This is a genomic window from Dawidia cretensis, assembly GCF_018598175.1.
Taxonomy (GTDB): Bacteria; Bacteroidota; Bacteroidia; order Cytophagales; family Cyclobacteriaceae; genus Ohtaekwangia; species Ohtaekwangia cretensis.
Genome location: NZ_JAHESE010000006.1, coordinates 65,832 through 83,642, shown reverse-complemented (window position 1 = coordinate 83,642; position 17,811 = coordinate 65,832). Strand labels below are relative to the sequence as shown.

At 51.7% G+C, this 17,811-nt stretch carries 17 protein-coding genes; 10 read left to right on the top strand and 7 right to left on the bottom strand.

From position 1 onward, the window contains the following. The first annotated feature begins 201 nt into the window (after positions 1–201). From KK062_RS08955 to KK062_RS08930, 6 genes are all read left to right on the top strand, one after another. Positions 202–1,455, top strand: a complete 1,254-nt coding sequence (locus KK062_RS08955; protein ID WP_254083941.1) for an Hsp70 family protein — start codon at positions 202–204, stop codon at positions 1,453–1,455. A gap of 111 nt (positions 1,456–1,566) precedes the next feature. Further along, the gene (locus KK062_RS08950) at positions 1,567–2,109 is read left to right on the top strand and encodes a hypothetical protein (RefSeq protein WP_254083940.1); all 543 of its coding nucleotides are present in this window, start codon (positions 1,567–1,569) and stop codon (positions 2,107–2,109) included. Positions 2,110–2,285: 176 nt separating this feature from the next. Next, complete coding sequence (locus KK062_RS08945) at positions 2,286–2,861, top strand: hypothetical protein (RefSeq protein WP_254083939.1); 576 nt, start codon at positions 2,286–2,288, stop codon at positions 2,859–2,861. A 9-nt stretch (positions 2,862–2,870) separates the two neighbouring features. Continuing rightward, positions 2,871–3,524, top strand: coding sequence for a hypothetical protein (locus KK062_RS08940; protein WP_254083938.1), 654 nt, complete (start codon positions 2,871–2,873; stop codon positions 3,522–3,524). Between the two features lie 79 nt (positions 3,525–3,603). Further along, positions 3,604–4,371, top strand: coding sequence for a sensor histidine kinase (locus tag KK062_RS08935; RefSeq protein WP_254083937.1), 768 nt, complete (start codon positions 3,604–3,606; stop codon positions 4,369–4,371). Beyond that, entirely contained in the window at positions 4,364–5,008 is a 645-nt protein-coding gene (locus KK062_RS08930; RefSeq protein WP_254083936.1) for a response regulator transcription factor, read from the top strand. The genes KK062_RS08935 and KK062_RS08930 overlap by 8 nt, the downstream gene beginning before the upstream one ends. 353 nt (positions 5,009–5,361) lie before the next feature. On the opposite strand, the gene KK062_RS08925 is transcribed toward KK062_RS08930, so the two are convergent. From KK062_RS08925 to KK062_RS08915, 3 genes are all read right to left on the bottom strand, one after another. Beyond that, positions 5,362–6,789 carry an APC family permease gene (locus tag KK062_RS08925; protein WP_254083935.1) on the bottom strand — a complete coding sequence of 476 codons (1,428 nt, stop codon included), beginning with the start codon at positions 6,787–6,789 and terminating at the stop codon, positions 5,362–5,364. Positions 6,790–6,858: 69 nt separating this feature from the next. After that, complete coding sequence (locus KK062_RS08920) at positions 6,859–7,065, bottom strand: hypothetical protein (RefSeq protein WP_254083934.1); 207 nt, start codon at positions 7,063–7,065, stop codon at positions 6,859–6,861. Beyond that, the gene (locus tag KK062_RS08915) at positions 7,062–7,673 is read right to left on the bottom strand and encodes a retropepsin-like aspartic protease family protein (protein ID WP_254083933.1); all 612 of its coding nucleotides are present in this window, start codon (positions 7,671–7,673) and stop codon (positions 7,062–7,064) included. The genes KK062_RS08920 and KK062_RS08915 overlap by 4 nt, the downstream gene beginning before the upstream one ends. A gap of 235 nt (positions 7,674–7,908) precedes the next feature. On the opposite strand from KK062_RS08915, the gene KK062_RS08910 reads away from it, so the two are divergent. Both KK062_RS08910 and KK062_RS08905 read left to right on the top strand, forming a co-directional pair. Next, positions 7,909–9,054 (top strand): sensor histidine kinase, encoded by a 1,146-nt coding sequence (locus tag KK062_RS08910; protein ID WP_254083932.1) that lies wholly within the window; start codon positions 7,909–7,911, stop codon positions 9,052–9,054. Beyond that, complete coding sequence (locus tag KK062_RS08905; protein ID WP_254083931.1) at positions 9,032–9,754, top strand: LytR/AlgR family response regulator transcription factor; 723 nt, start codon at positions 9,032–9,034, stop codon at positions 9,752–9,754. The genes KK062_RS08910 and KK062_RS08905 overlap by 23 nt, the downstream gene beginning before the upstream one ends. Before the next feature lie 165 nt (positions 9,755–9,919). On the opposite strand, the gene KK062_RS08900 is transcribed toward KK062_RS08905, so the two are convergent. Both KK062_RS08900 and KK062_RS08895 read right to left on the bottom strand, forming a co-directional pair. Continuing rightward, positions 9,920–11,284, bottom strand: coding sequence for a sensor histidine kinase (locus tag KK062_RS08900; protein WP_254083930.1), 1,365 nt, complete (start codon positions 11,282–11,284; stop codon positions 9,920–9,922). Then, positions 11,274–12,638 carry a sigma-54-dependent transcriptional regulator gene (locus tag KK062_RS08895; protein ID WP_254083929.1) on the bottom strand — a complete coding sequence of 455 codons (1,365 nt, stop codon included), beginning with the start codon at positions 12,636–12,638 and terminating at the stop codon, positions 11,274–11,276. Before KK062_RS08895 ends, KK062_RS08900 begins: the two co-directional genes overlap by 11 nt. Before the next feature lie 182 nt (positions 12,639–12,820). Here KK062_RS08895 and KK062_RS08890 point away from each other — a divergent pair, with 182 nt between their 5' ends. Then, positions 12,821–15,253: an ABC transporter permease gene (locus tag KK062_RS08890; protein ID WP_254083928.1), complete on the top strand. Its 2,433-nt coding sequence runs from the start codon at positions 12,821–12,823 to the stop codon at positions 15,251–15,253. A gap of 5 nt (positions 15,254–15,258) precedes the next feature. On the opposite strand, the gene KK062_RS08885 is transcribed toward KK062_RS08890, so the two are convergent. Further along, positions 15,259–16,593: a sensor histidine kinase gene (locus tag KK062_RS08885; protein ID WP_254083927.1), complete on the bottom strand. Its 1,335-nt coding sequence runs from the start codon at positions 16,591–16,593 to the stop codon at positions 15,259–15,261. Then, positions 16,590–17,300: a response regulator transcription factor gene (locus KK062_RS08880; RefSeq protein ID WP_254083926.1), complete on the bottom strand. Its 711-nt coding sequence runs from the start codon at positions 17,298–17,300 to the stop codon at positions 16,590–16,592. Before KK062_RS08880 ends, KK062_RS08885 begins: the two co-directional genes overlap by 4 nt. A 177-nt stretch (positions 17,301–17,477) precedes the next feature. On the opposite strand from KK062_RS08880, the gene KK062_RS08875 reads away from it, so the two are divergent. Beyond that, complete coding sequence (locus KK062_RS08875) at positions 17,478–17,786, top strand: hypothetical protein (RefSeq protein ID WP_254083925.1); 309 nt, start codon at positions 17,478–17,480, stop codon at positions 17,784–17,786. Positions 17,787–17,811 lie beyond the last annotated feature (25 nt).

The window sequence follows — 17,811 nt, the reverse complement described above, 5'->3', positions numbered from 1 at the left end:
GTCAACGGCAGCCTGGCAGGGGCAGTGGCGAATCACACCGACCGGATCATTTGGACCTATACGTTAGAGCATCACGACCAGGTCCACGAAACACGACGTGGAAAAATGTTTTGTGCCGGGAAATATTACCCGGCGAAAAGAAGGAGTAGGAGGGGAAGAAAAATTGGCAGATAATTGCAGGCTAAAAAAACGGCCTGTCTCATGAATGCCTCCTGCGGAATCGATTTTGGAACGTCCAACTCCAGCGTTGCGCTGGCTACCCAGGAGGGCATACGGTTGGCACCCGTGGAAGGAACGCATGTGACCATTCCCAGTGCCTTGTTCTTTGGTGCCAAAGACAACACGCCCACGTACGGCCGCGAGGCCGTGTCGATGTTTTTTGCCCGTCGCCCGGGCCGCTTCATGCGCAGCTTAAAACGTGTGCTGGGCACCTCGCTCATGAAACAAGGGACCTTGGTCAATGGCAAAGTGATGAAGTTTGAAAAGATCATCACGCCCTTTCTCAAGAATCTGAAAGACAAGGCAGACGCCACCAGCGGCTTCGACCTGCAACACGTGGTGATGGGCCGGCCCGTGCACTTTGTCGACAACGATCCCGATGCCGACAGCCGCGCACAAGCCGAGCTAAAGGCGATGGCAGAGGCCGTAGGTTTTCGGTACGTAGACTTTCAGTTCGAACCGATTGCCGCTGCGTTTGCGCACGAAGTAAACTTGTCAGGCGAGAAGCTGGCCCTCGTGGCCGACCTGGGCGGTGGTACGTCCGACTTCACCGTTATTCGTCTTTCAAACGCCTACGTAAAAAAGGCTGACCGCACCAGCGACATCCTGGCCAACACCGGAGTGCGCATCGGCGGAAACGATTTTGACAAAGATCTGAGCTTGTCGGCCATTCTGCCCGAGCTGGGCTACCGCAGTACCTACGGGGAGAAACATTTGGAGGTGCCGCTTAAACCTTATCACGACCTGGCCGAGTGGAGCAAAGTAAACGTTCTCTATACCATCAAGACGGTGGCGCAAACACGCCAGTTGTTATACCAGTCGCACGACAAAAAACGCTTCGGCCGCTTGCTCACGGTGCTGGAGCAGGAGACGGGGCATGCCCTGCTTGCGTCTGCGGAAGAAACCAAGATCGCGTTAACGTCGGCGGCAACGCACCAGGCGCCATTTGAATTTATAGAACGTGGCTTTTTCATCGATGTGCCTCGTCAACTTTTTGAGGAATCCATCCGTGCGGAGATTGAAAAGATTGCGCAGGCCGCTACACAGTGTATACATGACGCGGGGGTGAGCGCTGCCGCCATTGAGTTGGTCATTCTGACGGGGGGCTCGACAGAAGTGCCCCGGGTACAAGAAGAGTTTCGTCGTCTTTTTCCCAATGCCGCGCTGGCGGATGAGAATAAACTCTCTTCTGTCGGACTCGGTCTGGCATACGACAGTCGCACTAAATTTGGCTAGGCGATAGCCGATTTATACAACTAAATTTATTCGTGCACTTTTATACGATCGGGCAATATACGAGCGTTGAGTTTCCAGAAACGTTCTGGTGTAAACTTTATATGTATGTATATGAAAAGTAAAATCCTAACGGCGTTATCGCTGTCCCTATTTGCCATTCTGGTCATTACGGCGTGTAGTAGTGATGATGACGATTCCCAGGAAAACTATTTTACGACGGGTGCCCAGCAACATCCGGTAACGCTCGCAGCACGAATAGGTCCCGTCATTCAAATGCAAAATGCTTCCGGGAGTACATTTTACAGGCATCAGATTAAGTTTTGGGACGATGGTTATACTTATGTCAATAACGTGGTAACAGGCGAGGGCGAAACAGTCGACTTTTGGCTGAACACCCGCAGTGAAGCGCTGGAACCCAATAATTACATTCTTCAGCCGAACAATGCCGAAGGCGGCTGGGGACAGATCGCGCAAGGCACCTGGGCCAACGCGGAGAATATGGATGAGCGTGAAGCTTTGGTTAAGGGAGGAGTCATGCGCATACGAAAGAATAATGATGTGTACACCATTTCGTACGATCTGGAACTGGACGGTCGCATATATACTAAGCTCGAAGGCTACTACCAGGGCAAGCTGGATATCATTCAGGAGTAGCCTGGGCACGCGTCGGCGATCTGCAAACCCCTTGATTTTGTACGAATTAGCGCCATTTTCCTGCCGCGAATGGGGGGAGAAGGGGGAAAAATACCCTTTCGGGTACCCTTAGTTTTCTGGTGCTGGTTTTCTGTATAGTTTAGACGTTAAACAGCTAACTCATTAACGGCTATACCATGAAAACTGGACGTTTTACGGGGACCCTCCCGTTTGTGCTCGTGATCTGCATGTTGTCTATCGGTTGTCAGAAAGACCACGGTCACCCGCCAAAGCCCTCCGGGCTTATTAGTTTAAAACGTGCGCGCGAGATGTACCAGGCCTATCAGCCCCGGTTTGACGCCGTCACCAAATTCCGCGATGGCAACGAAGATGCCCGCTACGGCTGGCACTCACTAGACTACTACAAGGAATACATTGCCTATCTCGAAGACGAAAGTAACAAGATCGGTGTCGAGGTCTCGGGCCTGCGCTTATACTATGTAGCGTATCCGGAGGATAGCGAGTCCGGCGATCAGCGCGGCTACCAGACTTTTATATACCTCCCCACGTACTACGACAAAAAACAGGATAAGCACATTGCCTTTGACCCGCTGTACCTGGACGATGCCGGTAAACCTATACCGGTGCACGACCTGATCACCAAGGGTGAAAGCAAAGAGGCTATGTTTCTCAAGGCAGGTCTGCTGATGTCGGTGGCGCCGGGCTCGGTTGGAAACATGGGTGAGATGTGTAAGCCAAACTGTTCGGAGTAACAGGCGATCATGAGCCTTTTCGGACTGATTAAATACCTGGAGCTGCTGGCGGCCCTGGTGGCGCTGTTGTACTATCGCAAGTATGCGACGTCACATTTGCGGCACTTTGTGTACCTGCTGTGGATTGTAGCCGCCGTCGAATTTGCGATGGCCGCTGTGAAGCATTTTTATTCGGGCATAGTCGTGCAAAACAATTTTGTATATAACCTGCTGACGTCGGTACAATATGTGTACTTCTTCTTCGTGTATTATTATACGTTGAAAACCCGGCGGTACAAAAAGATCGTGGCTGGCTTTCTGGTGGCGTTTCCCATAGCCGTAACGATTAATTTTTTGTGGATGCAGCGGCTCACGCTCACGGCACCGTTTCATTCCTATACCTTTACCCTGGGAGCCATTCTGCTGATGGTAACGATCGGGTTATTCTTTGCCGAAATATTGAATACCGAGAAGGTATTGTATTTTAAACGCTACCTCATGTTCTGGATCAGCATCGGGTTGTTCCTGTTTTATACAGGGATCATTCCGTTTATGGTGGGTGTGAATTTTATGCCCCTATTGCTGAGCTCGGACATGTTGTCAATTATATTCTTTACACTGAACCTGGTGATGTATAGTTGCTTTGTCACGGGGTTCGCGTTAGCCAACACGTATACGGACTAATGCTGTCGGTGCCTGAACGATATAGGGCACGGCACATTTTTTTAGAGCGGGAGTGAGGAGAGATTAAAGAAGAGAAACGATGATGGAACGCGAAGTAATTTTAGCAGCTACTCTTACGTTGATCACGCTGGTGGTCATCATCATTATCTTTTTTGTCATTTTTCAAAGCAAAAAGAACCAGTTTATCCTGGCCCGCATCGAAGCGGAGAAGCGCCTGGCGGACGAGCTGGCAAAATCAAAAATGGAGATTCGCGAGCAGGGCCTGAAAAATGTGTCCTGGGAGCTGTACGACCATGTTGGCCAATTGCTGTCCATTGCCAAGTTACAGCTCAGCATGCTGCAGTCGCGGCTGTCGGAGGAAGACAAGCAATATGTCGAGGAGGTTAACAACCTGATTGGCGCCAGTTTGGGAGAAATACGCCTGTTGTCGAAAACCCTTAGTCCCGAGGCACTCGGGGCGGCCGGCCTGATCAAATCCATTAATATTGAGCTTCAGCGCTTTAACCGGCTGAAATTCCTGGACGCCAATCTGACCACTATCGGAGAGGAAATCTCGATTGAGCACGAGGAGGAGATCATTTTATTCCGCATACTGCAAGAGTTTTTTCTGTACGTTGTCAAGCAATCCGGCGCCAGCAAATTGCAGGTAACCCTTAGCTACGAGGCTGATAGCCTGCATATAGACGCTTATCACAATGGCACCCGGGGGGTGCCCGGCACCTCCAGCCTGGACAATATGCAGCGCCGCGCGTCCCTCATTGGCGCTACTTATGAGCTTGAAACTTCCCCAAATCGCGGCGTTCACCTATCTTTAGGGTACACTTTTAAAAAAACGGCGCATGCCTGACCAATACTCTATTGTAATTGTCGACGACCACGCACTTTTCGCCCAAGCTTTAAAGACTCTTATCAATACATTTGACAAGTACCATGTACTCTATCATGTCAAGAACGGCGAAGAGCTGATCGAAAAACTGAGCTCTCCCGAGAACGTACCCGATATTTGCCTCCTGGATATTAACATGCCCGTCATGAACGGCATCGAAACCATGCAGTGGCTTACCCGCCACAAGCCGCAAATCAAGGGTCTGGCACTGTCCATGGACGACGAGGAGACCACTGTGATCCGGATGCTGCGGGCCGGCGCCCATGGCTACCTGCTCAAGGACATCAACCCTGCCGTGCTGCAAGACGCCTTCCGCGACGTACTGGAAAAAGGTTTCTATTATTCAGATAAGATCACCAACACCGTCCTCAGCTCTCTGCACCGTGCCGAAGAGGAAACAGTCCTGAAGGACCGCGAAATTGAGTTCCTGAAACTCGTTTGCTCCGAGAAGACCTACAAGGAGATTGCTGCCGACATGTTCCTTAGCCCCAAGACCATCGATGGCTATCGCGAGGCGCTTTTTGAAAAACTCCAGATCAAAAGCCGCGTAGGGCTCGTCATTTACGCTATTAAGAACAAGGTTTATAAGGTGGAGTAGTACTGTACGCCGGGCTCTTGCCAGCAAAGCTGCTGTGCCGGCACATCTTTCCTCCTGGTCATCCCTATAAAAAACGAGGCCAAAGATTTGCAACTGTGGGGTTTGCAAAATCCTTGGCCTGTGCTTTCGAGAGAGGGATTCTCTTTGCGTGTTACAAAGATGGCGAATGTAGCCGCTTGGCTTCAAGGGTGATTTTCCCCTTTAGCATGGGTACTTCTCCTCTTACCCTTCCCCTGCATGACGTAGTACCTTTGACATATCAAACACGTATTAAAATATTCTGTCTTATATGTCGTAGTTGGTTTAGGTCTCTAGGTTAATAGAAAGGGTGTCGAAAGGCACCTTTCTGTTTTTTAGGCCTGTTTCCTTTCCTGACGACTCCAATACCAATAGAAGGGCAACCCGCTGCACATCAGGGCCAACCCGATCAGCGCCTCGCGTGGCTTACCGATAAGTGTGACAACAATTAACGCGATACAGAAAAGTATAAAGATGGCCGGTACAACGGGATATCCCCATGCTTTGTAAGGGCGTGGTACATCCGGCATCTTGCGGCGCAGCACAAATACACCCAGCGTGGTGGCACCATAAAAGATAAAGGCTGCGAAGATGAGCATATCGGTCAGCTGGTCGAAGCTGCCGGAAAACACCAGGATGGATGACCATACGGCCTGGATCCAAATAGCCTTGGACGGTGTATTATACTTTGGGTGAATATACGACGCGGCCTTAAAGAACATGCCATCTTTGGCCATCGCGTAATACAACCGTGGCGGACCCAACAGCGTGGTGTTGGTACAACCAAACGTTGTCAGCAAAATAAGGATAGCAATAAAGAATGCACCTTGCTCACCGAGGAAGTGACGCACTACCGCGACGGCGGCAATCGTGTTCTGTGAAGTTTTGGAAGCGATGATCTGATCCACCGGCAGGATGTACAGGTAGGTAAAGTTGATGCACAGGTATACCACCATCACAAACATTACCCCGGAGACGAGTGCCAGCGGCAGGTTACGGTTGGGATTCTTGATTTCCCCGCCGATGTAGCCCGTAGCGCTCCATCCTTCGTATGCCCAGAAGGCACCGAGTAACGCCGCGAACATACTTTGAATAAAGGATGCGCTCAGCCACGACCGCGGTTGAAAGTTGATAGAAGGCGTCTGGAAGGTCTCCAGGCTGCCACCACCCATGGTAAGTCCGAGAATGACGATCATGACGATACTGAACACTACAATGATCAGTACGGCTTTGCTCAGACCTTCGCCAAACTTCAATCCGATATAGTTATTGTACGACAGCGCCATGATCAGCGCGACGGTCAGCACTTTCACACCAAAGTTATCGAAGGGGGTAAAGACGCCACCAATTGAAATCGTGGCCCACTCGGCCGGCAGTACGGGCAGCGGTACCAGGGCATTAAACGATTGCGAAAAGACATAGGCAATGGACGCCACCGCCGCTGAGCGAATCACGGTAAAGGTGGTCCACCCAAAAAGGAACGCAAAGAAGCGATTGTATAACTTACGGAAGTATACAAACTCACCGCCGGAGTCGGCCAGCAGACCGGCAACCTCTGCGTTGCTAAGGGCACCACACAGTGTAATGAGACCTGCCAGGATCCAGGCCATCAGAACAAGGTCCGCCGAGTGTAGCTCGGCGGCCATGGGTGCTACCTTTTTATATACGCCCGAGCCGATAACAGAGCTTACGGTCAGGATGAAGGCAGAAAAGAGCCCAAGCGAGCGGACGAGCTGTCCTTGTGAGGAAGATGGTTGTGCCATAGTTTCAGGTTGGCGTAAAGAACGGGAAATTATGTTCAAATATCCAACCTGCTCTCCGGGCTGCAACCCCTATTTCTCGTCGGTAGTGGTTTTTTCGCGGTATAGTTCCAGGATACGCTGCCGTTGGTAAAACACAATCGCCTTCAACTTCTTGAGCTTCTGCCGGGCCGCCTTGAGCCGTGCCTGTGCCAGGCGAAGCTGAGCCTTCTTTTTCAGCAGCTTTTGCTCCAGCGTGTCCGTCATGTGTTTCGAGCCAGTATCACGTGTCGCGCTCATGGCAGGTGGGGTGTGATGAGTGATGTCAGCGCCGGCGCGATCGAAAGGGTATCGGTTGTCATGGGCACAGGGACAACGTGGCGTGGCGGCCGGTAAGACAAGGCGAGCTTGTTGTAGTGAATGCTGATGCGATACTTCGACAATACATCTGAACCGATGATGCCGGCAATGCGAATCTCTTCGTTATCGTGTATCGCCCGGAACAGTGCGTGCATATCCTGACCTTGCCAGGCGATATACTTCAGCGGCAGTTGCCCGATTTCGAGGTCACATCCCGACACGTCGTAGATGTTGCTGCGTCCTCCCAGGCCATTGATCGAGCGCGCTTCGTGATATACCGTATTGGCTACATGAAAACCAAAGTACCGGGCTTCGGCTGCGTTCAACACCGACACAGAAGCGCCTGTATCGATAATAAACCAGGCAGACTTGCCATTGATGCGGCCGTTCACCACCGGTATGCGGTTGACCATGCGAAAAGAAACATACTGCTCTTCCTTCCGGGCAACACTCGTATGTTGCGGTGCACAGCTTGCGAGGATAGATACCATCAGCATTAGCCCCGCGAGCCATTTGCTGGAATCATGAAAGTAATGAGTCGATGCCATACACAGTTTGTTTATGAGCGATTGTACTGCGAAGAAAGGCAACGGGTTTCTTACAGTACCGGCCTATTAGACTAAGGTTACAGAGACGGCGTTACATACCGCCTGTACCGCACCAAAGCCCGCAACGGCCGATGAAAGTCGTTTGTACGGCCTGTTGTGTCGTTCGTCTAAAAAGAATGCAGTTCTATAACCTATTTCAGACATTCACAGTATATGCTGAGAGACCCAGCCTGCCATGGATAGAAAAATGTCCTTTTTTGACCTCCGGCAAGATCGCTACCGCATTTGGCTGCACGTGATCTTCTGGATGGCCTACGTCTTTTACGAGGGCATTGTGTGGGGCCGGGTCGATGGCGACTACAGCAGGCGCCTGGTCTGCTCCCTGATTGATCTGCCCGTCAAGCTCGTCGCAGCATATTATACCCTTTACGTGCTGATCGATCGCTTCTTCATTCAGCGCCGGTATGCCGGCTTCCTCTTTTTGCTGCTGTTGTCGATGACGGTGTTCGGCATCATCTCCCGCGTGGTGGGGTACTATGTCATTTACCCCATGTATTATCCCGAAGCGCTCGGTGTGGGCGTCTTTTTTACACCCAAGATCCTGATCACCATCTTCTCCATTTATTCGGTGGTGGGAATCCTCGCATCTTTTCACCTGGTGCGACAATGGTATCGACACGAGCAGGCCACCAGAGCGCTTGAGGACGTCAAGCAGCAATTACAAAAAGAAATGCTTGAGGCCGAGCTTAAGCTGCTCAAGTCACAGATCAATCCACACTTTCTTTTTAATACACTGAATAACTTATATGTGCTGGCACTCCAGCAATCCGAGAAGACGCCGGAGATCGTCTATAAGCTGTCCAACCTCATGAGCTACATGCTCTACGAAGGCAATCACGCCGAAGTGCCGCTGGAGCGCGAGATCCACTATATCCGCAACTATATTGCGCTCGAACAGATCCGCTATGACGCCCGCCTGGAAGTAGCCTTTAATGTATATGATGACGTGGGCCACTTACAGGTCGCACCGCTCGTGCTGCTACCCTTTGTCGAAAATGGATTCAAGCACGGCGTCAGCCACCAACTGGCAGGTGCGTGGATTCGCATTGATATTGGTTTCCGCGAGGGCGTGCTGATTATCAAAGTGGAGAACAGCAAGCCCCCGGAAAGCGAGCGACCCTATCGCTCGAACCTTCATTCGGGCTTTGGCCTGGACAACCTGAAAAAAAGACTCGACCTGATGTACCCCGGCCGTTACCACCTCGATGTACTGGACGAAGAAGACTCCTACTTAGTCGTATTGCGATTGGCCATCGAAGAAAATGCCCACACAGAAATGAACCCTAGCCCCGAAGCGTATGAAATGTCTTATCGTGGATGACGAACCCCTGGCCCGGCAGTTGCTGGAGCGGTACATTGCCGGCGTAAACGGCCTGACCCTGGTAAAAAGCGCCGAGAACTCCATCGACGCCTTCACGGTGATCCAGAACCGGCCCGTCGACCTCATCTTCCTGGACATACAGATGCCCCAGATTACCGGCATCGAATTGCTCAGGTCGCTCAAGCAGCGCCCCCGCGTCATCCTCACCACCGCCTACCGCGAATACGCCTTTGAAGCATACGACCTCGACGTGGTAGACTACCTGCTAAAGCCGATCTCCTTCGACCGCTTTTTACGCAGCATCAGCAAAATATATCAGCTTCGCCAACCGATCACCCAAATTGAGGAGGTATTGCCTAGCGTGCAATCTTTTGACGGTGCGTATATCTATGTAAAAGAAGATCGCGAAATGATCAAGGTATTTCTAAAAGATATACTTTATATTGAGAGCTTGCGCGATTATGTCCGTATTAAAACGGAGCAACGGCAGATCATCACGTATCAGAAGATCAGTTACCTGGAACAGAAGCTGCCCGAGAGTAAATTCGTGCGGATACACCGGTCGTTCATCGTAGCCTGCGATCACGTCTCGTCGTTCACCGTACACTCGGTACGGGTAGGAGGGCTGGAAATCCCCATAGGCAGGAACTATAAAAACAGCACGCTCAAAGTACTGCACCGCGACAACGTGTTGCAGTAATGGAGCAGAGGTAATATGTAGGAGATTGCTGGCGCAAGTTTTAGCACCTAGCGTTAGCAGAGGTGCGGAACTTGTGCCTGAAACTGTCGGCAGTCTTGGACTGCCGAGGCGGCAGGTTCAGGCACAAGAGCCGCGCTGCGCGCTTACTCTTGCGCCAGCCTCGCGTTAAGATTGTTTCTTGAAGTATAATAAGAACGTAGCCCCCGCTCCAACAGCCGACTGTACCCGCATACTTCCGCCATGCAGGCTCATAATCTGCTTGGACAAACTCAATCCAATCCCCATTCCTTCCTTTCGTGTCGAGAAGAAAGGAATAAAAATGTCATTGATCTCTTTAGCCGGTATACCCTTACCATTATCTGTCACTTCTATAATGACATGTCGCTCGCCCGCATACGCACAAATCGAAATGCGTTTCTGCTGCGTCGCCTGCAACGCATATGTACTATTAGTCACCAGGTTGATAATGACCTGTTCAATAAGCGCCGCATCCCCGGTAATCGTCAATGCCGCGTCTTCTACAGATGTAGTGAGTGTAATATCCTGTCGTTGTAAGTCAGGCGCGAGGAGCGTAGTCAGCTGTTCCAGGAACAACCGGAGTTGAATGGCACCCATCGCCGGCCGCGGCACACGCGACAACGTGCGATACTTGTCGACAAAGCCCAGCAGTCCCTCGCTTCGCTTGTGAATGGTATTAAGCGAGAAGCGTATATCGTCCAGGTTGTCGGCCGTCACGGCAGCGTAGGGTTTGGGATGGCCCTGGGCATCGGTCAGCATGGCCTGTAATGTCTCGGTGAGCGACGCGATGGGCGTAACGGAGTTCATGATCTCGTGTGTAAGGATCCGGATCAGCTTGTGCCAGGCTTCAATCTCCTGCTGCTCGATCTCTGTGCGAATGTCTTGCAAGCTGATCAGCCGGTGCGGCTTGCCCAGGATGACAGTAGTGCTCACCGCCACCGTGAGGTGCCCCGTGCCGCTGTCTTGTTCGGGCGCTAATAACGTACGCCCGTGGTCGCCCAGGTTTTCGAGTGCCTGGACCAGGCGGGGGTGCTGTGCCTGCAAGCGCTTCCAATCACGGGTGTCATCCGCGTGTAACAAGCTGGCGGCCGTTTGATTCATGAGTACCAATTCGTCGCCGGCGAATGTCAGGATGCCGATGGGCAATTGCCCGACAAGCATCTGCAGAAAATGATACTGCGCTTCCTTCTCGATTTTTACCTGCTGGTACCCCTCCAGCACTTGCTGCATGCTGGCTTCCAGGCTCTGGAAGCCGCGGCCGCCCGAGGTCTGTTGAAAAGTCATGGTAAAGTCGCCGTGGCGGATGCCCAGGAAGAAACGCTCCAGCGCGCGGTTGGTCTTCTGTACATACCAAATCAACCCGCCGGTTTGCAGCACCACCAGCAGCCCGACCGTAAGCTGGTTAACCCTTAGATCGGGATGTTGTAACAACCAGGCAAAGGCTACCATGGTCGCGAGCAGCAACGCGGTACGCACGACCACCTGTACGGTAAAGTTTTGATTAAATGCCATGGCGTTTCATTCTGCGGTAAAGTGCTGTACGGGTAAGGCCCAGTGTCCGGGCCGTAGTACTCACATTGCCCTGGTGGTTGGCCAGGGCTTGTTGAATAAACAACTTCTCCATTTCATCCAGTGTCTGTGGGGGAGCGGTAACCGGCTGGCGCGGTCCGCCGCCCGTGAGTAATCCTTCGGACACAATAACTTTTCCTTCTGTCAAAATGATCGCCCGCTCCACGGCGTGTTCCAACTCGCGAATGTTGCCGGGCCAGGCATACTTCTTCAAGCGGCTTAACACCGCCTTGTCGAGCTTCATGCCAGGGCGTTTATACTTCTGGGCATAGCGCGCCAGGAAGTGCTCAGCCAATAAAGGAATATCATCGGCCCGCTCGCGCAGCGACGGTACACGTATCTCTACCGTGTTGATGCGATAAAGCAGATCCTGTCGGAACTTCTTGTCGAAAACCATCTCGTGCAGCGGCATGTTGGTAGCACAGATTAACCGGAAGTCTACAGCAACTTCTTTCGCCGAACCGACCCGCTGTATACGCCGGTGTTGCAGTACCGTCAGCAACTTGGCCTGCAAGGCGGGCGATAGGTTGCCAATCTCATCGAGAAATATTGTACCGCCTGCAGCGATTTCAAAGCGTCCCGCCTTGTCGTGGCGTGCATCCGTAAAGGCGCCCTTCACGTGTCCGAACAGCTCGCTTTCAAAAAGGGTCTCGCTAAGGGCCCCGAGGTCGACGCTGATAAACACATGGTCACGTCGTGCCGACTGCCGGTGAATGGCCCGCGCCACCAATTCCTTGCCCGTACCGTTCTCGCCGAGAATCAACACATCGGCATCGGTAGACGCCACACGTGTGATGAGCTCTTGCACACGCTGTATGGCGGGTGACGTGCCGACAAACTCATGATAGTGCTGATCGAGGTCGCCGCTGAGCTTCTCCTGCGTCGCTTTCAACCGCACGACTTCTTTCTTTGAGTTGCGCAGTTGCAAGGCGGAGAGGATGGTGCCCAGTAGCTTTTGATTCTTCCACGGCTTGAGCACAAAGTCCGTCGCGCCGTTCTTCATCGCCTTTACGGCCAGGTCTACTTCGCCGTAGGCTGTGATGAGAATGACAACGGCCTGTGGGTCGAGACGTAAGATTTCGCCGAGCCAATAAAATCCTTCTTCGCCGTCGTTCACGCCGCGCGTGAAGTTCATGTCGAGCAGGATCACGTCATAGTCCGTCGCCTTCATCCGCGCCGGCAGTTGCGTGGGATCGTCTTCGATGTGCACGGTGCTGAGCTCCTGCTTTAAGAACATCCGGGCGGTGTCCAGGATATCCTGTTCATCGTCGACAATCAATATCGAAGCCGTGGTCATATGCGTCTTTTTATGCGGAGAAAGGTAGAGAATTGTATCGTAAACAAACAAACGGGTGTATCGAAATCGATACACTTGACTGCATAATATTGAATGGTATTAATTGTAATGCATTGAAAAATAGATAATTATAAGTATGGCACTGCATTTGGATAGTCAGGATCACTAACTTTCTGCTTTTTATGATCAAGAATTATCTGTTGCTCGCCTTTCGGAACTTCCTCCGCAACCGGAGTTATACGCTCATCAACGTGCTGGGATTGACGATCGGCCTAACGGCCTGCATCATTATTTTCTTGCTGATCTCGTATGAGATACGGTTCGACCGGTTTCATAAACACTACGATCACCTCTATCGTATCACCCAACGCACCAGTTCATCGTCAGGCGAGGAGCTCAACGCTGCAACGCCGTACCCCATCGCCAAAGCTTTCCGCAATGACTTCTCTCAAATACCCCTGGTCACGCAGATTCACCTCCAAGACGAAAGCCTGGTAGCCGTAGGGGATGACAAGCGTATGCTAAAAGATGTAGTCTACGCCGACTCACTGTTCTTTGAAGTGTTTGATTTTAAAGTACTGTCCGGGAATCCAAAGGTTGAACTGGGCGAGCCCGGCAAAGTATTCCTGACAAAAGCAACGGCTGACAAGTTACTGAAGGGTGAAAGCCACGGTACCATTCGGTATAACGGTGTAGAAGACCTGGAAGTAGTCGGTATTATCGAAGACCCGGCCCCCGAGTCGCACATTCAGTTTTCAATGATCATCTCCATGGCGTCTCTGAAGAGCGACATCTTCGGAGGCTTTCCCCTCGACTCCTGGGATATGACGGCCGCGGGTTATACCTACTTTGTCCTGCCGGACAACATGAAGCCCGAAACAGTAGTAAAAGGGCTGGAAGGCTTTATCGACAAATACTACAAAAAGGATGAGAAGGAGCGCAACCGCAGTCGGGTCTTCGAGTTGCAACCGTTGCGCACAATACACTTCGATATGCAGTTTACCGATCACGCATCCGTCACAAAAGCCATCGATGCTTCCAGCTTGTGGGTGATGGGTATATTGGGCTTGTTCATCCTGATGATTGCCTGTGTGAACTTCATCAACCTGGCCACCGCACTGGCCATTCGCAAGGCCAAGGAGATCGGCGTACGCAAGACACTCGGCGCGCGCCGTCGTCAATTAACATTCTATTTCCTGGGCGAGACATTTCTCCTTACCATGATCGCCGTATTGATCTCGCTTTGCATTACCGAATGGACCTTGCCCTGGTTGAACGGTTTTTTGGAAAAGAGCTTGCACGTAGACTTGCTATCTAACGGAATGCTACTGTTTTTTCTGCTGGCATTAATCCTCTTTACTACGATCTTTTCAGGATTTTATCCAGCCATTATCCTGTCCGGCTTTAATCCGGCTACCGTATTGAAGAGTAACGTGAGCGCCCAGGGCACGTCAGGCGCCGGCGTACGAAAGGTTCTGGTAGTGTTTCAATTTGGTATCGCTCAGATTTTAATTATCTGCACGCTGGTGATTGCCGGGCAGATGACATACTTCCGCGACAAGCCACTCGGTTTTAGTCAGGAGGCTATCATTAATGTGCCACTGCCCAACACGGACAAGGCCTTGCTGGCATCGTTGCGGACCCGGCTGGAAGCCATATCCGACGTACAGAATATATCGCTCTCGCTGGGACCGCCTACGTCCGAAAATATCTTCAGAACCAATTTTCAACGAAGTGAAAAATCGAGCGAAGGATATACCACCACGGTGAAGCCCGTCGACTGGCACTACCTGGATACCTACGACATCAAACTGTTAGCAGGCCGTTGGCTGAACGAGACCGATGAAAAACAAACCGACATGGATTTGCCGCTGGAACAACGCCAGTATGTGTATATCTTAAATGAAGCAGCAATCAATCGGCTGGGTTTCCCTAATCCCCAGGCGGCGATCGGCAACACGATCATCACAGGGATATACGGCATCAAGGCAGAGATCGCCGGCGTCGTAGCCGACTATCACACCGCGTCGCTGCATGAAGCCATCGAGCCCGTGATCATGATGATCTTTCCGAAGTTCTATTACGACGCGGGTATCAAGGTGAACAGCAAAAACCTTTCGGCAACCATCGCGGCCATTAAGACCGCCTGGGAAAGTGTATACCCTGACTTCTACTTTGAGTATACTTTCCTCGATCAGGAAGTCGCCGCGCAATACCGGCAGGATGAGCGCACCTTTACCCTCTTTAAGATCTTTGCCGGCATCTCGATCTTTATCGGCTGCCTGGGATTGTACGGTCTGATATCATTCATGGCCAACCAAAAGCTGAAAGAGGTAGGCATTCGCAAGGTCATGGGTGCTTCGGTAACAAGCATCGTCATGCTTTTTACGCGCGAGTTTATCAAGCTCATTCTGATAGCTTTCGCGTTCGCCGCGCCGCTGGCATACTACTTTATGGATAAATGGCTGGAAGGTTTTGCCTATAGTATTGATATGCCGTGGTGGGTGTTTCTGCTGGCGGTCGTTGCCACGCTGGTCATTGCGCTGCTAACGGTAGGCTATCGCTCCATCCGCGCGGCCGTCACGAATCCGGCCCAGGTATTGGCGGCGGAGTAAGGAAATCAAGAGGCCAGGGGCAGCCGCATCGTGCAGCGGGTGCCCTTGCCTTCTTCACTGGTGATATGAAAGCTGCCGCGATGTACGGATACAATGCGGTCGACCAGTGACAAGCCCAAACCCGCGCCCGGAATAGACCAGGCATTTGACGCGCGAAACAAGGGCACACGGATTCGCTGCAGATCGTCGGGCGGAATCCCAATGCCATAATCTTGAATCACAATGGTCACGTCGCGGTCCGTGCTGCTGAGAATGACCGAAATTTTGTCGGATGAATATTTATAGGCGTTGTCCAGTATGTTGAGCAATGCCGTTTGAAGTAGGTGAAAGTTGCCTTGTAGTGGGGACTGTCCCAGCTTCCCTTCCCGTATCACGGTGCGCTCGGGGTGGTGGAGGCTGAAGGCGGCCAATGTACGATCGACAAGCTCCGATACATCGAGGCTATTCATTTCCGTCTTCATCGGCCCTTCTTCCAGGCGTGCGAGTGTCAATAGCCCTTGCGTAATGGTGGCCAGGCGCTCGGTTTCCTGTAACACCACGTGCAGCGTACGTTGATACTCTTCGGGTGGCCGCTCGCGGGTAAGCGCCAGCTCCACCTCTGCCATGATCGCGGTAAGCGGTGTCTTCAGCTCGTGCGAAGCATTTTGTACAAACCGTCGTTGATTTATAAAGGCGCGCTCGATACGCCCCAGCAGCGCGTTGAACGTCAGAATCAGCTCGTCGATCTCGTCTACGGCTGAGTCTTTGCGGTCGGGTTCCAGGCGATGGCTCAGATTGTCTTCGGTCACCTGATTTACTTCTGCCACAACGCGTGTTACCGGTTGCAACGCTTTTCCGGAAAAATAGACACCGGACAAATAGGAGAGAATCAGACTAATGATCCATCCGGTAATAGTGGCCTTAAGCAGGAACGTCAGCTCGCGCTCGCCCGGTAAATCTTTAGCCGAGACAAACACAAAGTACAACACGTCGTTTACTTCGTGCTTGCGGCCGGCGGTGGTATACTCACCGCGCTCGGCATTAAAGACGTCGTTTTGTTGTAAGAACGTGAGCCAGGTAGGAGGGATGCTATATTCACCACGACCATATAATTTCTTTCCGTCACGGGTATAAATGGATACGGATGGGTTCACGAGATTAAATGAACCTGCCGGCATCACATCACGCACTTGCGGCGTTGCATAGTGCAATACTTCGAGGCTCGACTGTTGCGTCAGACGGTCTACAAAGTCAGCGTGTACAAAACCGCGGGTAAAAAGGTAAATAAAGATCAGGATAGCGCCGGTGACAAGCGCGCTAACGATCATAAAACGCAGGGCAAGGCGTTGTCTTATTTTCACAACTCTGGTAATTTCAATACATAGCCGAAGCCCGTGATGGTATGGATAAGCTTTGGCGTAAAAGGTTTATCGATCTTGTTACGCAGGTAGTTGATGTATACGTCGATAAAATTAGTACCCGTCTCGAAGTTCAGTCCCCACACCGCCTCGGCAATTTCCAACCGCGAGCGCACACGCCCCGCGTTGCGAGCCAGGTATTCCAGCAAAGCATATTCTTTTGCTGTAAGCTGCAGCAGCTTACCCGCCCGTTTAACTTCGCGTGCATCGAAATCGATTTCCAGGTCGGCCAACACAAGTTTCTCTTCTGTGGGGCTGGCGCTATCGGCTGCAGCATGTGGTGCCTGCACACGTCGGCGACGTGTCAGCGCTTTGATGCGTGCATACAGCTCGTTGAAGCGGAAAGGCTTGGGCAAATAGTCGTCCGCGCCGGCTTCCAGCCCGGCAACGATGTCGTCACTCATGCCGAGCGCCGTTAACATCAGCACCGGCGTGAGCTCATCTTTTTCACGCAAATGTTTGCAGAGCTCCAGTCCATTGAGCAAAGGAAGATTGACATCAAGCACAATAAGATCGTAGCCGCCGCTCTTGGCTAAGCGCAAACCGATTTGTCCATCGTAGGCCACATCGGTTTCATACCCTGCTTCCACAAGGCCGCGCTTTAATACTTCGGCGACTTTCGTCTCATCTTCAACGACCAATATCTTCATAATACCCCTATAATAAACGGTTTCGGAATTTAATGCGAGTTACAACGGGATAAAACCCACATCCTAATGTATTTCTAATACTCTAATATAAATCTAATGAGGTTATAAGTGAATCCTAATATCATTTTCCCCGTAGGCCTCGTAAACTTGAGCAAGAAAACAAACGATCAAATAGATATGAAAAAGCTAGGGTTAATGATGTTTCTGGTGGGCTGTGTGACGGTTGCTGCATCTGCTCAAACTGGCGATAAAAAAGATAACGCGCCGATATGGATCTCTAAAGATGTACAACGATTGCAGTTCCGCGAAACGGGATATACACCTGCCGTTGTCACGACGGGCACTGCCGCTTCGGCGGTATCCAAGGGTGTGGCTGCAGTCAACGCTCGTCGTACCGCGCGTCCTGCTGTGCGTATTGTCACCGGTGGCACACCGTCATGGGTAGTATCGAAGGGCGTGGCCCGGATGCAGGCTGAACGTCCGTAATGCGCCGCGCAAATGCTTATAAATA